Annotated in this window: 16 protein-coding genes; 1 reads left to right on the forward strand and 15 read right to left on the reverse strand. The window is 37.1% G+C overall.

All coding sequences use genetic code 11. From position 1 onward, the window contains the following. Positions 1 to 18: 18 nt before the first annotated feature. The 8 genes from ACMZ42_RS22870 to ACMZ42_RS22905 form a co-directional block, all read right to left on the reverse strand. A complete protein-coding gene (locus ACMZ42_RS22870; protein ID WP_370075787.1) occupies positions 19 to 519 on the reverse strand; it encodes a YtxH domain-containing protein in 501 nt (166 codons plus the stop codon). Positions 520 to 652: 133 nt separating this feature from the next. Next, entirely contained in the window at positions 653 to 1,159 is a 507-nt protein-coding gene (locus ACMZ42_RS22875; protein ID WP_370075789.1) for a DUF948 domain-containing protein, read from the reverse strand. 111 nt (positions 1,160 to 1,270) lie between these two features. Next, complete coding sequence (gene murC / locus ACMZ42_RS22880; protein ID WP_370075791.1) at positions 1,271 to 2,584, reverse strand: UDP-N-acetylmuramate--L-alanine ligase; 1,314 nt, start codon at positions 2,582 to 2,584, stop codon at positions 1,271 to 1,273. A 227-nt stretch (positions 2,585 to 2,811) separates the two neighbouring features. After that, complete coding sequence (locus ACMZ42_RS22885) at positions 2,812 to 6,162, reverse strand: DNA translocase FtsK (protein WP_415732898.1); 3,351 nt, start codon at positions 6,160 to 6,162, stop codon at positions 2,812 to 2,814. A gap of 441 nt (positions 6,163 to 6,603) precedes the next feature. After that, positions 6,604 to 7,218 carry a YtpR family tRNA-binding protein gene (gene ytpR / locus ACMZ42_RS22890; RefSeq protein ID WP_370075795.1) on the reverse strand — a complete coding sequence of 205 codons (615 nt, stop codon included), beginning with the start codon at positions 7,216 to 7,218 and terminating at the stop codon, positions 6,604 to 6,606. After that, positions 7,215 to 8,039 (reverse strand): DUF1444 domain-containing protein, encoded by an 825-nt coding sequence (locus ACMZ42_RS22895; RefSeq protein ID WP_415732899.1) that lies wholly within the window; start codon positions 8,037 to 8,039, stop codon positions 7,215 to 7,217. Before ACMZ42_RS22895 ends, ytpR begins: the two co-directional genes overlap by 4 nt. 440 nt (positions 8,040 to 8,479) lie before the next feature. After that, positions 8,480 to 9,001 (reverse strand): DUF84 family protein, encoded by a 522-nt coding sequence (locus ACMZ42_RS22900; RefSeq protein ID WP_402882088.1) that lies wholly within the window; start codon positions 8,999 to 9,001, stop codon positions 8,480 to 8,482. A gap of 75 nt (positions 9,002 to 9,076) precedes the next feature. Continuing rightward, a complete protein-coding gene (locus ACMZ42_RS22905; protein ID WP_415732900.1) occupies positions 9,077 to 10,153 on the reverse strand; it encodes a M42 family metallopeptidase in 1,077 nt (358 codons plus the stop codon). Positions 10,154 to 10,437: 284 nt separating this feature from the next. Between ACMZ42_RS22905 and ACMZ42_RS22910 the strand changes: the two genes are divergently transcribed. Continuing rightward, positions 10,438 to 10,752, forward strand: a complete 315-nt coding sequence (locus tag ACMZ42_RS22910) for a hypothetical protein (RefSeq protein ID WP_323655168.1) — start codon at positions 10,438 to 10,440, stop codon at positions 10,750 to 10,752. An 81-nt stretch (positions 10,753 to 10,833) separates the two neighbouring features. Here the strand turns inward: ACMZ42_RS22910 and ACMZ42_RS22915 are convergent, their stop codons facing one another. From ACMZ42_RS22915 to pepV, 7 genes are all read right to left on the reverse strand, one after another. After that, positions 10,834 to 12,060: an ATP-grasp domain-containing protein gene (locus tag ACMZ42_RS22915; RefSeq protein ID WP_370075803.1), complete on the reverse strand. Its 1,227-nt coding sequence runs from the start codon at positions 12,058 to 12,060 to the stop codon at positions 10,834 to 10,836. Positions 12,061 to 12,564: 504 nt separating this feature from the next. Then, complete coding sequence (locus ACMZ42_RS22920) at positions 12,565 to 13,428, reverse strand: YtnP family quorum-quenching lactonase (protein ID WP_415732901.1); 864 nt, start codon at positions 13,426 to 13,428, stop codon at positions 12,565 to 12,567. An 11-nt stretch (positions 13,429 to 13,439) separates the two neighbouring features. Next, positions 13,440 to 14,087, reverse strand: coding sequence for a tRNA (guanosine(46)-N7)-methyltransferase TrmB (trmB, locus tag ACMZ42_RS22925; RefSeq protein WP_370075807.1), 648 nt, complete (start codon positions 14,085 to 14,087; stop codon positions 13,440 to 13,442). A 111-nt stretch (positions 14,088 to 14,198) separates the two neighbouring features. Beyond that, entirely contained in the window at positions 14,199 to 15,131 is a 933-nt protein-coding gene (locus ACMZ42_RS22930; RefSeq protein ID WP_415732902.1) for a diacylglycerol/lipid kinase family protein, read from the reverse strand. Positions 15,132 to 15,134: 3 nt separating this feature from the next. Continuing rightward, a complete protein-coding gene (locus tag ACMZ42_RS22935) occupies positions 15,135 to 16,139 on the reverse strand; it encodes a nuclease-related domain-containing protein (RefSeq protein ID WP_370075811.1) in 1,005 nt (334 codons plus the stop codon). Positions 16,140 to 16,493: 354 nt separating this feature from the next. Continuing rightward, a complete protein-coding gene (gene dat / locus ACMZ42_RS22940; protein WP_415732903.1) occupies positions 16,494 to 17,348 on the reverse strand; it encodes a D-amino-acid transaminase in 855 nt (284 codons plus the stop codon). A gap of 27 nt (positions 17,349 to 17,375) precedes the next feature. Further along, on the reverse strand, positions 17,376 to 18,782 hold the full coding sequence (gene pepV / locus ACMZ42_RS22945) for a dipeptidase PepV (protein WP_415732904.1): 1,407 nt from the start codon (positions 18,780 to 18,782) through the stop codon (positions 17,376 to 17,378). Between the last annotated feature and the right edge of the window lie 195 nt (positions 18,783 to 18,977).

Below are 18,977 nucleotides of genomic sequence, written 5' to 3' on the forward strand. Positions count from 1 at the left end.
GCGTATCCCTTTTATCTATTATGCCCGAACTTCTTCACTTTTTTCTTCAGCTTGTTCCTTTTTTTCACTAGCATCCTCTGCTTTAGGTTCTTCACTAGGAATGAAATCCTCCAGTGGCTCTTCACCCTCAAAAGAAACAGTACCATCGTCAAAAACAGTTGGTGCTTTTGCTGATTTTAATATTTTTACTTTCTCTACTAATTGTGTAGATTGTTCTTGAATTTGTTTAGATAATTGAACCGTTTTATCTTTAGCAGTTGTCGAGAAATCTGCACTCTTATCTTTTAAGTTAACAGCTTGTACTGCTACATCGCTACGTAAATCTTTCCCTGATTTTGGAGCTAGTAATAAGCCTGCAGCTGCACCTACTATACCCCCAACTAATGCGCCAATAACAAAATCCTTCATGTTCACTCGCTCCTCTTCATAGATCGACTCTTGCGGTTGATAAAGCTGTGGCAATGAACTTTCAAGTTGTTGTTCCTTCACTTCATTATAATTTGGCTTTTGAGTTGTCATGCAACAATTCCTCCCCATCTTATTATCTAATTTGCTTAGACTGGTTGTCCATCTGCTTTCGCGGATGCATTCTTCAACATATGCTTAAGACTTTATTTTTATTCCGTTGACATTTAATGCCACCGAATAATAATTATTTTTTACGGCCCCATTTTCTTTTCGGTTTTTCCGACTGCTCTGATTCAGAAGAATAAACATCTTCTTGAATCACCTCATTGGCCTGATCGATAATTTTACGATTCTTCCACTTATCTGCAATGCCTATTGCGACATTACTCCATTGAACAACTTGCGCAATTTTTTCTTCATTTTGTTCCACAGTTTTAGAAATTGAAGAAGTAATTTGCTGTACAGATGTATTTAAACCATTTACAGAGTCGCCAATTCCTTTGACTGCATGAACAACGGAATTTAACTGTTCAGATTTTTCTTGAATATCCTCTGCCAAGCTATTTGTTTTGGATAGTAAGGAAGTCGTTTCACGTGTAATACCTTCCATTTGTCCTTCAATACCCGATAATGTTCCAGCTAAACTGTTAAGGATTGGTTTGAGCGAAAATAATGTCATTCCAACGCTCACACAAAAAATTAAAAAACCGATTGCTGCGATAATTGCTGCAATATACAAAATAACTTCCATAACTAGACCTCCTACAAGTAAAAATTCTCTTTACTATTCATTTCCTTAAATTCGACAAAAAAAACTGAATTCCTCCTCATTTTTGAGAAAAAACAGCTTATTCCTTGCGGACTAAGCTGTTTCGTTGTTCTTTAGCACGTCTTCAAAAGCATCTTGGAATTTGTGAACATCGCCTGCGCCCATAAATAAAAATACTGCGTCCTTATGCTTTGTTAACACTTCAATTCCTTCAGTGGTAATCACTGCACTGCCTTCAATTAAAGACGCTAAATCTTGGATTGAAAGTGCGCCTTGTGTTTCCCTTGCAGAGCCAAAAATATCACATAAGTATGCTGTATCTGCAAGACTTAGACTATCCGCAAAATCCTGTAAAAAAGCTTGTGTACGTGTAAATGTATGTGGTTGGAAAATAGCTACTAACTCACGATCCGGAAACTTTTGTCGTGCTGATTGAACCGTTGCACGGATTTCTGTTGGATGGTGTGCATAGTCATCTATTAAAACATTATTCCCAATATTCGTTTCTGTAAAACGTCTTTTTACACCTTTGTATGTGTATAAACGTTCTTGAACGATTTCTGGTGAAATACCTTCATATTGGCAAAGTGTAATAACAGCTAATGTATTTAATACCGCATGATCTCCAAATAACGGGATAAAGAAAGTGCTATAAAATTCATTACGGACAAATACATCAAATTTTGTACCCTTAGTTGTTTTTTCAACATTACGAGCTTCAAAATCATTTTCAGCCCCAAAACCGTAATAAACAACAGGCACCTTTGCTTGAATACGTTGTAGATGTTCATCATCACCGCAAGCAATAATTGCTTTTTTAACCTGTAGTGCTAATGATTGAAATGCTGAATAAACATCCTCTATGTTTGCAAAGTAGTCTGGATGGTCAAAATCAATATTAGTCATTACAGCGTAATCGGGATTATAAGCTAAAAAGTGTCGACGGTATTCACATGCTTCCATCACAAAGAAGTCAGCATTTTCATGTCCAGCTCCTGTTCCATCACCGATTAAATAAGAAGTTGGTTTATACCCACCTACAACATGAGCCATCAAGCCTGTTGTTGATGTTTTACCATGTGCACCAGTAATAGCAATCGACGTATAATTACCGATATATTCACCTAAAAATTTATGGTAGCGAATAACTTCTACACCGATTTCACGAGCACGCTCTAATTCAGGATGGTCATCAGGAAATGCGTTCCCTGCAATAACTGTCATACCTTCTTTAATATTATCTGCGGTAAATGTAAAAATTGGAATATTACGATCACGTAACGGCTGTTCCGTGAAGAAATATTTATCAACATCTGAGCCCTGTACTTGTTCACCAGCATCAAATAAGATTTGTGCAAGTGAACTCATGCCAGAACCTTTAATGCCTGTGAAATGAAAAACTGTCATTAATTAAACCCCCCGGGAATTCAATATCCCTTCTATCATCTATTAGGTGTATCGTATTTTTCACTAATTATTAGGTATTAATACCTTTGTAAGTACTAAAAAATACGTACTCATCTTCATATCTCGTCTATTATAGCACTATTTATGCATTAGGATAAATGTGTAACTTTTCTAAAAATACTAATTTTTACGCGAATAAGATAATCTATACGAAAACAATGTAATTCTTATTCAAACATAGCAATTAAATCTTCTTCTGTAATGTAACTTTCTCGTGGTTTACTGCCACGTGCCTCAGACACAAAGCCATGCGATTCCAACATATCGATTAAACGAGCAGCACGATTATAGCCAATATGGTATTTGCGCTGAATTAAGGAAGTAGAAGCTCCTCCCTGCTCATAAACAAATCGACATACATCCTCGAACAGTTCATCTTGCTCAGCGGAAACCTCCGTCTTCTTTAAAAGTTCCTCTTGATCGAATATATAATCAGGCTCTCCTTGCTCACGAACATGCTCAATGATCGCTTCAATTTCATCATCTGTCACAAATGTCCCCTGCAAACGCACCGGAGCAGACATACCATTACCTAAATATAACATATCGCCTCGTCCAAGCAATCTTTCTGCACCTTGCGCATCTAAAATTGTACGTGAGTCGATTTGTGATGATACCGCAAAAGCAATACGTGTAGGAATATTTGATTTAATAAGCCCTGTAATAACGTCAACAGACGGTCTTTGAGTTGCAACAATTAAATGGATACCACAAGCACGTGCCTTTTGAGCAATACGACAAATCGCCTCCTCTACATCTGCAGGAGACATCATCATTAAATCTGCCAATTCATCAATGACAATTAGAATATACGGTAATTTTAAGCTATGTTCATTATTTTTATCCGCAATTGCATTATAACGTGTAATATCACGTGCGCCCGCATGTGCAAATAACTGATAACGACGCTCCATTTCCTCCACTGCCCATTTCAGTGCAGCTGTAGCAGCCTTAACATCGGTGATGACCGGGCTAACTAAATGTGGAATATGATTAAACGGTGCTAATTCTACCATTTTAGGATCGATAAGCATCAGCTTTAATTCATGTGGTGCAGCTTTATATAATAAACTAACCAAAATTGAATTGATACAAACCGATTTACCAGAACCTGTAGCTCCGGCAATTAATCCATGTGGCATTTTTCGTAAATCAATAGTTACAGGCTTCCCTGTTAAATCCAGACCCAATGCTGCTTCTAACGGTGAATCTGACTCGAGGAAAGAAGCACTATTTGTCACTTCTGATAATCGAACAGCGCGTGATACACGGTTCGGTATCTCAATGCCAATTGAGCTCTTCCCAGGAATCGGTGCTTGGATGCGGATGTCTTTCGCTGCCAATGCAAGCTTCAAATCATCTGATAGATTGCGGATTTTGCTAACCTTTGTACCATGACTCACGGTTATTTCAAATTGTGTCACGGCAGGTCCTTGCATAATGGATTCTATTTGAGCTGAGACTTGGAAATAAGACAAAGCTTCGACCAATGTATCTCCCTGTTGCTCCATCCACTCAGTATCTTGTGTTTTTTCCTCAGGTGGCTCTAAAAACTCATCATCTGGCTTTTGATACACATGAACAGGTTTTCGAGGTGTTTCCTGTACTTGAACTTCCACTAATGTTTCATCTAATATGGAAGGTTGCTCCGGATACTCCTCCGTATCAATAGAATTCACCTCAGGAATAACTACATTCTCGGTAGTAAGCTTCTGTTCAGTAGCTGTTTCTACGTCCATTTCAGTAGTTGCTGAAATTTCGTCGAAGCTCTCAACATCAATCACTGTTTTTTCTAATGTCGAAACGTTAGACATTGATGTGACTGGTGCCATTGTAATGACTGAGACACTCTCTGGTGCAGCATTGAATGGAACAGTATTTTGAATAGAAACCTCGTTGTCCTCCGTCGACTCTGTAGCTGTTTCATTGTCCACCTCTAACTCGCTTAACTCTAAATCTATAGATTGTGGAATTTGTTCTTTTTCAGATGGAATAGTATTTTCAATAGAAAATTCGTTTTCCTTCGTCAACTCTGTAGCTGTTTTATTGTCCACCTCTAACTCGCTTATCTCTAAATCTATAGATTGTGGAATTTGTTCTTTTTCAGATGGAGTAGTATTTTCAATAGAATACTCGTTTTCCTTCGTCAACTGTGGAGTTGTTTTATTGTCCATCTCTAACTCGCTTATCTCTAAATCTATAGATTGTGGAATTTGTTCTTTTTCAGATGTCACTAATTGATGTTCTACTCCCGAATTAATAAGCTCAGATGAAGGCTCCTGTTCCTCTTGATTTATTTCAACAATTGTTGATGTCGGCTTCATATTTTTAAATTGCTGTTGGATTCTCCATTTCTCTTTATCAGTTTTTAGCATTAAAACATTAAATGGAATGCCACTTTTTTCTTTCTTTTCTACAGATTGTTCTTCTAAAGGCTGTTTCTGCAACACATCTTGCTTATCATCTTCATTCATTGGTGGCTGGACTACTGTAACTTCACCAATGTGGATGGTAGAATTTTCGATTTGTACTTGTTCTACAACTACTTCTTTTACATGGATTTCTGATTGGTCAGATGATAGTTGTTCAATATTCAGCTCATGTTGAACGGCTTCTTTCACTTGATTTTCAAATTCTACAGCAAAAGAAGTTGTTTGCGGTACAGGTAATTCCGTCGTCGTTTTTTCACTATGATCATTTGTTTCGTCTGTAAATTTATCTTCAAAAGTAATCGGTTGCATTGCAGGTACTTCAATTTTTTCAGGGTTTTCAAGCTGTTCAGATTCATCTTTCCGAACTGCGCTAATAGGCTCTTTTTCTTCTAGTATATTTTCATTAGCCTCATTTGTTGTCGCTTCTTTTAAAGACTTAGAAGCTGTAGGTATTTCTAACTCTTTCTTGTCGTGCTCTTCCTTCCGTTTCTCTAATAATTGCTCAATTGGGCTTGGCTTAGAAAAACCATAGACTGGTGACGGAACATCACTTGGTACAAAACGCTTGCGATTTTCGGGTAAAACACTTTCATCTGCTTTTTCTAATTGATAATTCGTATTTTTAGGTGGCGTCGGTACCTCATTTTGCGCATCTCGAAAAACAAGACTTGCTTTTGAACGGTTCTCCTGTTCAGGCTGACTTCGTGTAATCGTCGTTCTACCAGTTCTCTTCGTCCGATTTGCTAATAGATCTCGAATACCTGAAACCTCAATATCATAAACACTCGAATCTACAATATGATTATTTAAATGCCTCGGTAGCGATAAATCTTCAATTTGTCCGGAGTAAGTATCGTCCATTTGATTGAATGCTTCTTTTGATGGTGGTGATGATGGTGAAGCCGAAAATTCCTCATCCTCTATTAACGGAAAACGAAAAGTTTTTTGCTTTGCTACAGTTGCTTCTTTATATGAAGGCAACTGCTCGGATTGTTCTTCTTCATAGTCATCATAAAACTCTTCATATTCGTAATCATTGTCATCTTTATTTAAAATTTTATTCACTTGTTTTTTTAACCAATTCACTTTGTTCACTCATTTCTCTTACACTTCATTTATAGCATTAACTAAATCAATTATGCCTCGGCATAATTGCGTCCGAAGGCTTTGGGCCAACACGATGTGGTCACTAGACTGAGTTCCTCTATTTCTAGCGGGTATTTGGACACCCACTGAAAAGTAGCCTAAACCTGCATTCATCTCACCACCTATAGAGGTAGGAGACCTCTGAAAGAAGTTAAATGTCTATAACAAAAAGCATACCATAAAAATGTAACAGAAACTTGCATTAAGAGGCTCATTCTACATAAAAAAATCGTTATGTTACTAGCATAATAGTAGCATAACGATTTTAAGTACATATAATCAATTTTCACTTAGCAAATTGTTGCTGCCGCTGCGCTTTCGCACAGAAAACATTTGTTGCTGTCGCTTCGCTTTCGCACAGCTAAAGTGCTTCCTAAGGCTTTATCTAGTTGGTGCCTCAAACGCACTACCAGTTTTCGCATCTTCCGGTAATACTAAAATTCCTTTTTCAGAAGGTGCATTTGGTATTGCTAATTCGCGTGCTGAACATAACATACCGTATGATTCAACACCACGTAAATTACCTTCTTTAATAAGCATTCCAGAAGGCATCACCGCACCAATTTTAGCTACAACAACCTTTTGACCTGCTTCCACATTTGGCGCACCACATACAATTTGTAATGTTTCTTCACCTACGTTTACAGAACAAATACTTAATTTATCAGCATTTGGATGCTTGTCCTTTGTTTCTACATAGCCAACAACAAATTTTGGAGAAAAATCTACATCAAGGCTGATTACTGCTCCATTTTTTGCAATAGCTGCCTCTAGTTGAGCTACTAATTCTGGAGTAACTTCAACTAGACCTTTTGCATCAGTTTGAATATAGTTGCTGGCATTAAATAAATTAAATGCTTTAATTTCTCCCGTTTGTGCTTCCTTTAATATAGCAATATCACCCGCACGTTCTAACTCCGTCTTCACGATTGATTCTGTTGCTAATTGTACTAGCAATACATCTCCTACATGCTCTTTGTTGTAAAATACATTCATTGTTTCTCTTGCTCCTTTTTAACTCTGTTTTTTGCTAATATAAAGATCGGTTCTAGCTCCCCGTCTTCATAAATAAAAGATAATGACGTAATCGGTACAGTACCGACAGCGAAGAAATGCATCGTCATCTGCGCTAATACATCATACCCTGTTTCATTACGAATATCACCTACTATTAATACATCCTGATGTGGCACAGATAACGTCATGTCACCTTCAATGTTCGTCTGCATCTCTTTCAAAAAGCTTTCATTTAAAATACGACTTGCATCGTAGCCATCATTAGCATTAACAAAATAGAAAATATTCCCTGCAACTTCATCTTTTTTATAAATTGTTGGCAGTTGCTTTGCGGAAAATCGTGCCATTTCACGAATTTGCTCTACTGTTAATTGTAGTACCTCTAACATGGATTCATCAATAAAACGATAGGTTTTTCCTAAATCAAGCGCATAAAAAATACGTGTTTCTGCCGTATGTTCAGTAGTAATGAATGCATGCCCCTCCTTCGAGGCTTTAGGGTAGGATGTTGCGCGAATAACTGGATAAATTTTTGTAATAGTTTGGAATCCCTGTTCCATTTCTTGCTCCATAGCATTAAAGGTTTGCTCGATTGTATAAACAACTTCATCGATTGCAGCCCCTTGCTTGTCATTATATTTTGCTAAAATGCCTGGTAGAGATAGCTCCATTCCTTTACCAATTTTTTTATGGTTTAGGCGTAATTTATCGTGCTTTTTATCAAATTCAAAATCAAACTTTTCCTCATTCAATTGTTGTTTTAATAGGGTCACAAGTTGTTCTGATTTAATTTGTTTCACCTAGCTCATACCCTTTCTTCTAAATTAATTTATATTTTTGGTGTAATTACCGCTGACGCGCAGAAATAAATTGTCGCAGAACGTGACGTTTACTCCAGCAAATCTGGGTATCCTTCCCCCTTATTTAGCTCATCAACTATAGATAGGAGTCTATTGTAACTTAATATAATCAATTATGCCTTGGCATAATTGCGTCCGGAATCGGCTTTGGGCCAACAAATGTTTTTTGCGCTACAGAAAATAATTGCTGAAAGAAGTTAAATGAAGAGAAAACGGCTCACATGTTTGTGAACCGTTCTGTTCAAAACTATCCAATTATTTAATCTTAACCGAATGAACGATTTTCGTCATCTCATGTAAATTATCATATATTTTTCTATTTTTAAAAAATTATTTTAAAGTTGCAACTTCACTATTCCATTATCACTAATCAACAGAAACTAGTCATGTGCTAATGTGAATAAATATTGGCCAATAAGAAGCGAAACTATATGCTCGAACATCATCTGACGACTTACTAACCCTTGCGTGAAAACACCTACAGCTCCCGCACCTTGTCGGATATCTCGGCGTTGTGTATAGTGCTCCATTACAGGCCCAAGTTCCTTCCCAGCTCTTATTTCCTGGGCAATTTCTTCTGGTAATATAATTTGTGCGCCAGCAGCTGTATAAGTTGTGCCATTTGAAACTGTAAGTGCTCCCCAGTTACAAACATACATAACACCATCAATTTCAGTCACTCCGCCCTCTAATCCAAACGATAATTGGGCACCTGTCTCTTTGATTGCGTTTTTCGAACGGTTTATTGCTCCCAATCGTGTTTCTTCATGAGTCATCGGTTGATCAGATACTTGCGAAGCTGCCTTGACGTAGGTGAAATTTGGTTTATCAAAATATTTTCTAGCTATAACTTCAACTGCCTCTGTTTTTGCTTTGTTTGTTGTTCCAATAGTTATGTTCATTTTCTAATCCCTCTTTCTTCGCATAGAAAAAGATGCCCCTAAAGGCATCTTTTAACTTCTTCCAGCGGAATCACATTACACATTAGCGCGAATCGTTGCTAATGTCGAACGATCTGCTTTTTTCACTAGCTCCACAATTAAAGCTTTTGCAGCTGCATAATCATCAATATGAATAATTGAAGCAGATGTATGAATATAGCGTGAGCAAACACCAATTACTGCACTAGGAACGCCGTCATTTGCCGTGTGTACACGTCCTGCATCCGTACCACCTTGTGATACAAAATATTGATAAGGGATATTATTCGTTTCCGCAGTATCTAAGATGAATTCACGCATGCCTCTATGTGTAACCATCGTACGGTCAAGAATACGTAATAATGTCCCTTTTCCAAGCTGGCCAAATTGATTTTTTTCTCCTGACATATCATTTGCAGGTGAAGCATCTAGAGCAAAGAATAAATCTGGTTTAATCATATTTGCGGACACTTGAGCACCTCGCAGACCAACTTCTTCCATTACATTGGCACCTGTATATAAATGCGAGGCTAACTTTTCACCTTTTACTTCTTTCATCAATTCAATTGCCAATCCACAGCCATAGCGGTTATCCCAAGCTTTGGCCATAATTTTTTTCGGATTTGCCATTGGTGTAAATGGGCAGACAGGGATAATTGATTGACCTGGACGAACGCCAAGTGCAATAGCATCTTCTTTATTGTCTGCGCCAACATCTATAAGCATATTTTTAATATCCATCGGTTTAGAACGTTCAGCATCTGTTAATAAATGTGGTGGTATTGATGAAATTACGCCAGGAATCGCACCATTTTTAGTAAATACTTCAACTCGTTGCGCTAGCATTACCTGATTCCACCAGCCACCTAATGTTTGAAAGCGGATCATCCCATTATCAGTAATAGAAGTAACCATGAATGCCACTTCATCCATATGACCAGCAACTAACACTTTTGGTGCATCAGCAATTTCACTATGCTTCACACCGAAAATACCCCCTAAATTATCCTGAACGATCTCATCCGAGTACTTTTCCAACTCAGAACGCATGAACGCACGTACCGCATGTTCATTTCCCGGCGCGCCTGGTAATTCTGTTAGTGTTTTAAATAATTGTAATGTTTCCTCATTCATGATGACTCTCTCCCCCACGAAGTAGAATATTCTTCCTTTGCCATTGTAACATATTTATCTATATTCAGCAGAAAACTCCCATTTTTCAATGAGCCGCAAGATAAAATGAGAGTGTAGTTTCTCTTCGAAGTTTATCCAAAATTTGCTCAGTGCAAAAGCGAAGGCTCAGTGCAATTTCCAAATCCGAAATATTGATACATTTCCTAAAAAGTGCTAAAGTGTGAACGTGCATTCACTCTGTATGCTATGTTAAAATGGAGCTATAGAAAAAGGAGGAAAAAAGCATGAAATTACGTGATTTTTTAATTGGTGTTGCTACTGGCCTAGCTGCCGCAGTCATTGTTAAAGAAGCAAGTGAAAAGGTTTCTCCGTATGTACCTGCAGGACAAGTACTCGAAAACATAAAAAAGGAATTTAAAAAGGATTCACCGATTGACGGTTCTTGGATTTTTATGAAGACAGACAATTTCTCAAACGGCATTATGACTATTCCTGTATATCGTGGAGGTATCTCTCGTATGAACGAGGGCGAAATGCAAACATTTGAATTTGCTGCTGACGCTCGCTCTGGTGTAGTAGTAGAGCTAACAGAAGTATAACCTTACTCAGCAATACACGAACAAATATTATAGAACCCTACAAAAGAAGCCATCTCATTTAGTTGAGATGGCTTCTTCGTTTTACTCAGACAATCCTTTATTGTTGAAGTATTTTTTATATTTGCGATAATAATTTAAATTATTTAATGTTAGCTTCACCCAACGTTTCGCATTCATATCTTGATTAAAGTAAAGAGAGTTTGTATATTTCCCTTCACGAATTAATTTTTTCGCTTCTAGCTTAAGCTTTTCATTTGATGCATATTTGAACAGAACACCCTTAGGAATGATCATCCATAAATGCTTGTCCTGAACATAAGTTACTTCCTGTTCAATATTTAACATATGGTCATCAGCTACATATTTCATTAAATTATGACCACTTGCTGTTACATAATAACTAGAGCGACCATTACGTAAGTTAATTTCAAACAACTTATACTGTTTGTCACGCATATCGTATTTCATATCGAAGTTAGCAAAGCCTGTATAACCGATATCCTCTAAGAAGGAACGTACTTGATCCATTAATTCTTTATCGTATGTTGTAACAATGGCTGCATAACTACCGATTCCTTCAGGTGAATGCTCTTCTAAGATTGGGTTTCCTAGACACATTAGCTTTACTTTGCCATCTTTCCCTACATACGCATTTAATACACGCATATACGAATCATCACCTGGAATGAATTCTTGAATAATCATCGTATCCTGATAAGTTGAGCTGTAGATTGCTTTTAAAATAGCTGTTTTTTCAGCTTCATCATTCGCAACGAAAACTTTTTTCTTGCCTGGGAATTTACATGCCCAATATTCCACCGAGTTCGATGCCTTTAAAATAATTGGGTAATCAAATGGTGGTGTAAAGTTTTCGTAATTGTCTGCTGTTACAGTCGTCGTACCTGGATATTTAAAATCGTACTTATCACACATTTTATAGAAATTTTCTTTTAATAAAATTTCATCCATAAGTGATTCATCAATGTATGGTACTGTAAAATGTTCCTGCAATGCTGGCTTATTTTTGATAATAAGCTTTGCATAATCATCTCCACAAGCTAACAACAGTAGTTTTTTATCAGAATATTTTTTTGCGACCTTTGCAAGTGCAGGTGCAAATACATCCTGTTCATTTAAGCGATCAATCTCTTCGAAATTTATGATATGACTATCTTGCGTTGCCGTTAAATGTGAACGTCCTAATACTAGTGGTTTAATGCCATATGCTTCATAAAATGCACGTGCCATACCATATGCATTCATATCTGATCCTAATAATACTGGTAAAAATGGTTGCTCAGTTGCCATGTAAATTTCAACTCTCTTTTGTGTTTTAGTATAGTTTTTAGTGTATCATATTTTCCAAGATGTTCACGAGAAAAGTGTCAAAAAAATGGGGTATAGACAATTAAGCATATCTTCATAACGTTAAGTTAATTTCTGTTCCTACTATACAACTACAATAATTTTTATCACATAGCTTACGTTTGCATAAAACAATAAGTGAAGTTCCGTTTTATCACTATAAATTAGAGTGACATACCCGAGATACATACTATGTGAAGCGTTTGATTGGAGTGGAGAATGGGCGACTCCTCGGGGATTAGCGTCACAGATGAGACCCTGGAGCGAGCAACGCGAGTGAAGCGGCTCATCGGACGCCCCCAGGAAAGCGCCCAGTCGGAACGGAAATCAAACCCTAGTTTTGCCAAAGAGCGATACTTTATTAAATTATCTTAATTTTATTGACGCAATCGTTTTCAACACGATGAAAAAAACGTGCGAACACAAAAGGTTCACACGTTCTATTAATTAGAATGTAATAACAGCTTGTCTACTACGTTCTAGCTTATCTACAATTTCTTTACCTGTTTCATCCCATTTAATCATGCGGTAATACGCATCATGGTAGAAAATAAAGCCGTAGCCATTCGCAAGTGCTTCTTTCATTATACGTTCCTTCGCATAGACACTCGTCATTGGATAATCGTCATACGCTAAAACCCATAATGGATTTTGGTGTGCATGTGTTGGCATAATATCTGCCATATGCAATAATACCTCGCCATTTTGAGTAAATTTTATAATGGCATGTCCATCACTATGACCACCCGTATGGATCATTTCAATACCCGGAACTACCTCTAACGTACCTTCATACGTTTCTACTAAGTGCTGAACTGGCTCCCAGTTTTCTTTCCAATACGTATTTTTCGAGCGAATATTCGGCTCACGCATTTCTTCCCATTCGATTTTCGTTACGAAGATTTTGGCGTTTGGGAATGTTGGTACAAGTACATCATTTTCCCACTGCGTTAAACCTCCAGCATGGTCAAAATGTAAATGCGTCATTAATACTGCATCAATATCAGCTGTTGTTAATCCTAGCTCCTGTAAGCTAGCCGCTAATGTTGATTCCTCAGTGACCCCAAAGTTTCGTAGCTGTTTTTCATTTAATTTGTTAAAGCCAACACCAGTATCAACAAGATAGTTTTTGCCACCATATTGAATTAAAATCGGCTCAGTTGGTAGCTCGATTTGATTTTTTTCGTTGACTGGATATTTGCGTGACCAAAGTGGTTTTGGTACAACTCCAAACATAGCACCGCCATCAAGGCAAGTGACACCCCCGTTTAGCCATGATAATGACATATTGTGAAACTTTAACTGATCCATCCATACTCCCCCTATTTAGTAAAGAATTGCGATTCTAGACGATAAATTGGCTGTCCTTTAGCAGAAAATTTCTCCTCATATTCAGTCATAACATTATCCTCTGGCATATTCGCATGTAGGTCGAGTGATACATACTTTAGTAACATACCATATTCAGACATACTCATTAATGAATACTCAAACAAACCACGGTTGTCCGTTTTAAAATGGATTTCCCCCTCATCCACTAAAATCGACTCATATAATTTCAAAAAATCCCCGTGCATTAAACGTCGCTTAGCATGGCGCGTTTTCGGCCAAGGATCTGAGAAATTCAGATACACACGCTCTACATCATTTTTTCCAAAATATTTATATAAATCTGCGCCATTTACTTTTAATAATCGTAAATTCGCTGGAGATTTAGCCTCTAAAATTTTTTCTAATGCACAAACAATTACACTGTCATAAAGCTCAATGCCAATATAATTTATATCCGGATTTTGTAAGGCCATACCTGTGACAAATTGACCTTTCCCAGTACCTACTTCAATATGTAGCGGGTTGTCATTTCCAAAAACAGCCTGCCAATTACCTTTAAAGTCTTCAGGATTCGGAACAATCACCTCTGGATGACTCGTAATCATTTCCTCCGCCCAAGGCTTATTTCTTAATCTCAATTTTTTTCCTCATTTCTTTCTCATGAAATTATTGATTTTTTATAGTATAACGTATAACCATAAAATTCGCATGAAATTATTGCGAAATGATATTTTAGTGATGGGCCATCTTCAATGCTCGTCTGATATAACCTGCCAAGCATTACGTTGCACTGTACAATGAATCCCCGTTCCCTCTCTAATTTCTCCGATATAATTACCATCCGTATGAGCATCAACGTTATTTGCGTGCACGAAAATGTTAAATTGATTGCCTTGCAAAAAAGTAACCTCTTTAAATTTTGTATGCTTTTCAAAAAAAACCGTGCTAAAAACTAGTAGCAATTTAAGGCGTGAAATACCGTGAACGATTGTTATTTCGACTTGTCCATCATCTGGTTTAGAAGATGGGGAAATTTTCATTCCACCTCCGAAATAAGGTTGATTGCTCATCGCAACAAACCACGCCTGCTTAAATTGCCATTCTTGATTGTTTGTACGAATAGTTACATCAAAACATCTAAAGCTAAATAACCCTCTTACAACGGCGGCAGCATAGGATAGCTTGCCGAGCCCGATTTTATTGAGGTAAAGCTTCAAACGGGATTTATTAATTCTTTTTGTGACAAATGCATCGAAGCCCACACCAGCATTATTAACAAATATTTCGTGCAGTTGATCTCCAAATTGAACGGTACCAACATCCATTTGGAGGTTAGCCATTTCTTTTTGTATATAGCTTTCAATTTGAAAAGCATTTTGAAATGTAGTAAAGTATCGTGCGAAATCATTTCCGGAACCAGCACGGACTACACCAATAACTATAAATTTATTATGTACAACGCCACTAACAATCTCATGTATTGTGCCGTCACCGCCAACAATAACAATTAATTTTTTGGTTTGAGCATCTTGCGCCCAATTTTTTGCAAGTTCCTGTCCATGCCCCTCATATTCTGTAAAAGCGACTTCATAGTTCATTGTTAATTGTTGTTGAAGGTGATGCCAAACTTTCTTACCTTTGCCGTGCCCTGCTGCTTCATTCACAATAAATAATACTTGCATTCACTAATCCCCGGCTGGTTGAGAAGATTGCTTCCAAATATCTCGATTAAAAGATGTTGTTTGTACGTTGTTTAAAATCGTTTGAGAAGCACGAATTTGCATATGTTTCATAGGAGAGGATACTTTCTTTAAATGCTCCATCCACTCTCCATAATTTCGACGATCAACAAATTGAATTCCATAAGGTGACCCTGGATAATCGAAATAGCCATTCTGGGATAAAATAACCTTACGAATTGGCATATTTATATCGTCCTGCATAAATAATTGAGTTAATACAGACTCCATACGATTTAAACTTATCATTGGATTAAGGACTTTTGAATCCTTCGTTCCTACTTTTTTGATCCAGAATCGCTCACTGCCTCCAACATAAACTGCTTGATTTTCTGCTTCCAGCACTGTTATACATATACATTCTGTCGGTGACATTAGTACGACATCCAGCTCTATAGGTGCTTTTCTAATTTGTAAAATAGGATAATAAAAAAGTAAATAATTGTCCGGTAATTTTTGCAATAAATTTCGTAGTAATGGATCACGCATAAAACGAGGATCTACATACGACTTTTCACGTAATGTTGAACTTGCCCATTTCATTTGGAAATGGAAAAATTGATCGATAAACATTCGTTTTAATTCATGAATAGATTGTGGTGCGTAGACAATTTTTGGTTCAAATGTTAAAGTCGTTTCTTCTTCAGGTATGCTATCTTCATCACTTACTAGTTCATTCGATATTTCGATCTGTTCAACGTCCTCATTTTCTTCCTTCTGACGACCTGCAAATATCTTTTTGAATAAAGAAAATCTCTCTTTTTCTGCGAAAGAATCATTTTCTGAATCGTCGTCGGTATGTTGCCACTCACTAATTTCTTCTCCTAACTCCCACTGTCGCTTAACACGCTCCCATTGACTTTTCTTTAAGCGTACAAATTGAGTTGGATATCTTGCTAAATCAATCTGATAGCGTGAAATATAATCTTGTATTTTCACCAATTGTGCCATGTTAAGGTCACTCCAATCTTACTCGCCCTATATCTAATTTGCTAATCTCCCTACAACTGCTCGGAAGGCAAATCGAAGTATCAATTTTCTCCTTGGCATAATGTAGTTGTAGTTGTAGCTGTAGCTTCATTAGCACTATGCTTTCGCTACATAAAAAATTACTAAATAAAGATAAATAGACATTTGCATTCATTACATCGACATTTGCTCTTTAACTTTAAATTCCGATAGCGATCATTCTACAACTCATTCATCCTTTTTATTTTACATGACGTTTCAGGATAAAACATCCATAATTTGCTCTATAGAAAAAGAGAACTACCCAAGTTTAGGTAGTTCTCTTAAAGGATTTATTTATTTCGCATTAATAGAAAGCGGTAATTTCGCTTCGAATGCTTGCTGTAATTTACGAGTCCATTCACCTGGAACTCCAGCACCAATTTTGTTACCATCAACATCGATAACAGGTGTTACTTCAGAAGATACAGATGACACAATTACCTCATCCATTGTTAATACATCAGCCTTCGTCATTGGTTCTTCAATAACTGTTAAATTAATTTCCTCAGCACATTTTAAAATAACTTGGCGTGTAATACCGTTTAAAATGAAGTTATTTGCAGGGTGTGTATAAAGCTTACCATCTTTAATGCCGTAAACATTTGCTGATGAACATTCTGTTACGATGTCACCACGATGTAAAATAGCTTCATAGCAACCTTTTTCAGATGCTTCCTGTTTCGCCAGTACAGCACCTAATAAATTTAATGATTTAATATCACAACGTAACCAGCGGATATCCTCGACAAAGGTAGCCTTAACACCTTTTTCAAAGTTTTCATACGAACGCTCGCCAACTTTAACATTCCCTGTTAATACAGCTGGAACACTTGTATCCGGAAAAATATGATTACGAGAAGTTGTACCACGTGTAATCTGGAAGTAAATATGACCCGTTTCCAAATTATTTTTTTCGATAAGATCATGTAATAATTTGTGTAATACGTCTTTAGTATACGGAATGACAAGACGAATTTTTTCGGCACTCGCATAGAAACGATCAATGTGTTCTTGTGCTGTGAACATGTTTCCGTTATAAACTTTAATTACTTCATAAATACCGTCACCAAATTGGTAACCTCTGTCTTCTGGAGATACTGAAATTGATCCTTCTTCAACGATTTGATCATTCCATAATGAATATGCCATGCTTCGTTCATCCTTTTCATCTTTAATTTATTTGTTTCCTGCAAGTTCAACAATTGCTTCAGCATAAATAGCTGTTGCTTTTATAAGATTTTCAATGACGACAAACTCATCCGCACGATGAGCTACGTCAGGTTCACCTGGGAACAGCATGCCAAATGCTACACCTTTTTTCATGACACGCGCATACGTACCACCACCAGTAGACAGTAGAGGTGTTTCATAGTCTCCTGTTTGACGTCTATAAATATCTGCTAAAGTCTGGATAAATGCATCGTCCTCGCTTACATAATGAGGTTTAGAGTCATCTTGAATATCCAATGAAAATCCTTTTGCCACAGTTAAGCGTTGTGCTTCCGTGATTTTTTCATCAAACGGATATGAGACAGAATAGCGCATACTAATGACCATGCTACCACCTTTAGCCACATCGTAGGTTACAATACCTGGATTTAATGTAGTTTTACCAGACATTTCATCCTCGAATTGTAAATCAAGCTTGTTACCATAATGATCTTGATAAAAAACATCTGCGGTAAAGTCGACAAATTGTTTACTTGCCTCTGTCGTCAACTCTTGTTGTAAAAATGCTGCAAGATAAACAGCTGCATTGACACCTTTTTCCGGCTCCATTGCATGGGCTGCCTTACCTTTGATAGTTATTATATAGTGAGAACCCTCGATTAATAAAGACCCTTCTAGCTGATTTTTACTTAAAAATGCGTGAAAATTCTGTTCGAATTGTGAGGAAACGAACTGCACCGTTGCTTTTGCAAAATCCGGTACCATATTTGGTCGATTTCCAGCATTAAATAGTAATAGCTGTTCTTTCGAAGCATCACCTGTTTTATTTTGAGAGAACACTAGCTCGGCAATGCCTTTTTCAGCATTGATGAGCGGGAAATCCGCATCTGGTGCAAATCCAATCGTCGGCATTTCCTCATGTTTAAAATAGTGGTCGACACAGCGGAAGCCAGTTTCTTCATCCGTACCAATTATCATACGTATTCTTTTATTAAGCTCAACGCCTGCATCTTTAACAAGTTTCATTGCCATCCATGCCGCAATTGTTGGTCCTTTATCATCTATTGCGCCACGAGCAAATAGCTTACCATCTGCTACAGTGCCGCTAAAGGGTGGGTATGTCCAATCTGTTTCATCACCAACTGGTACCACGTCAACATGACATAAAATACCTAATAAATCGTCACCTTCACCCATCTGTATGTGACCTGCATAATTATCAATATTTTTAGTTTGCAAACCTTCAGCTTGGCCCTTTGCTAATAACCATTCCAGAGCCTTTAATGGACCATCACCAAAAGGTACTTCAGTAGTGATCGTATTCTCATCAAGAACACTATTAATTTGCACAAGCTCCTGTAACTCTTGTATCAATTCATCTTGTCTTTCCTTTGCAGCTTGTAACCAATCCATATGATGGACCTCCTCTAAAGTAATAACATTATTCTACTCTTAACAACATAAATTACAATCATCTTTCTGACAACTTTTCAAAATCTTACTTCGAACACTACCACATATAGCACGTTTTTCACTTATTCCCACAAAATACAGTATAAATTTTATGTCTTAATTGTAAATTTCCCTTGCATTCACTAGAAAATCGAC

The organism is Lysinibacillus sp. NPDC056185 (assembly GCF_047737915.1).
GTDB lineage: Bacteria > Bacillota > Bacilli > Bacillales_A > Planococcaceae > Lysinibacillus.